Origin of the sequence: Moorena sp. SIO2C4, assembly GCF_010672485.1 — a bacterium.
In the GTDB taxonomy this organism is placed as follows: domain Bacteria; phylum Cyanobacteriota; class Cyanobacteriia; order Cyanobacteriales; family Coleofasciculaceae; genus Moorena; species Moorena producens.
In genome coordinates this window covers 1-1,489 of record NZ_JAAHGN010001419.1, presented here as the reverse complement: position 1 = coordinate 1,489, position 1,489 = coordinate 1, and the positions used below count along the sequence as shown (strand labels likewise).

General features: G+C 44.6%; 2 protein-coding genes. One reads left to right on the top strand and one right to left on the bottom strand.

Annotated features, from left to right (window positions below; all coding sequences use genetic code 11):
- Positions 1-409 precede the first annotated feature (409 nt).
- The gene (locus F6K20_RS38180; protein WP_008179358.1) at positions 410-559 is read right to left on the bottom strand and encodes a hypothetical protein; all 150 of its coding nucleotides are present in this window, start codon (positions 557-559) and stop codon (positions 410-412) included.
- 371 nt (positions 560-930) lie between these two features.
- Here F6K20_RS38180 and F6K20_RS38175 point away from each other — a divergent pair.
- Positions 931-1,489: beta/alpha barrel domain-containing protein (locus tag F6K20_RS38175; RefSeq protein WP_502708934.1), on the top strand; the 559-nt coding region annotated here is incomplete at its 3' end.

Below are 1,489 nucleotides of genomic sequence, written 5' to 3'. Positions count from 1 at the left end.
TGCGCTACTTGAGGTGCTGCGCGAACAGTAGCCTGGCCATTTCCGTAGCGTGGCCAATGGCTGATAGCTGATAGCTGATCGCTGATCGCTGATCGCTGATCGCTGATAGCTGATAGCTGAATGCTTACATTTTGTCAAGGTAAACCACTAGAAAATTGGCAACCGCTGAGTTAATGGGAGTAGGGAGTAGGGAGTTATGAGGTAAGCATTCAGCCGTCAGCTATCAGCTATCAGCTAATGCGCTACGGCCAAGCTACTGCATCACAGTGTTCGCTTCCAGCTTAAATCATCCCACCAATAGGCAACCCCACAACACCCTTAAGGGCGCACGGCGTGCGCCCCTAAGGGTGTTTTGTATTCCAGCAAGAACCGCTATAACCCAGGGTTCATATTATAGCTAAAATCGAATTTACCAAGATGCCTCTTTCTGCTCAAAGGGGTCACCGCTAAAGGGTTGAACACCAATAGCAGGATAAATGTCATCATTAGGACCAAAAATCCTAGCTACTGCTTCAGAAAGATATTGAATACTGCTTTCCAATAGTTTGTAAAAAGCCATAAAATTGCTCTCCTGAATTAGTTGAGTTAGAGTTGAAAACAGCAGTGGCTATAATTAGCGCGAACCTTTCCCTTTTCTGGTGGTTCGTGAGTACTGCCATGCTGTCATCAAATTGCTGTTCTCAAATTATTGAGTCTTAACTGTGAGTACAGACTGAAAGACGTTTCTGTCTGGTGTACTTTATCTTATCGAGGATTATCGATTCAGTGCCAGGATTAGTAATATTTGTTTGGTAATATTTGCAATACTTTTCTCAAGCTTGACTAATCACTAAGATTTGTTTGGTAATTTTGAGAGGATTGTTAAAAAATCTGTACCTATTTAAAGTTCCTTTACCTTATGTTAAACATTACTCCTTAAACAGTACTATTATGAACCCTAAAGACCAGGAATTAATACCTACAGCTGAGGACTATAGCTTATTAACTGACCTGTATCAGCTGACCATGACAGCCTGTTATAGCGGTGAAGGCTTAGCCCAAAAACCAGCTTCCTTTGAACTATTTGCGCGACGTTTACCTAATGGCTTTGGTTACTTGATTGCTATGGGACTCGCTCAGGTACTGGACTACCTGGAACAGTTTCGCTTTAGTCCCCAGGCACTGGACGCATTAAAAGAGACAGGCATTTTTCAGGGAGCACCGGAACAGTTTTGGTCACTCTTAGCAGAAGCAAGCTTCACCGGTGATGTCTGGGCAGTGCCCGAGGGAACAGCAATATTTGCTAATGAACCGTTTTTGCGGGTGGATGCTCCTCTGTGGCAAGCACAGATAGTAGAAACTTACCTACTCAATACAATTAACTATCAGACCTTGATTGCCACTAAGGCAGCACGGCTAAGAGATGTGGCGGGGGCCGAGGCTACCTTACTAGAGTTTGGCACTCGACGGGCCTTTAGTCCTCAGGCATCCCTGTGGGCAGCACGAGCAA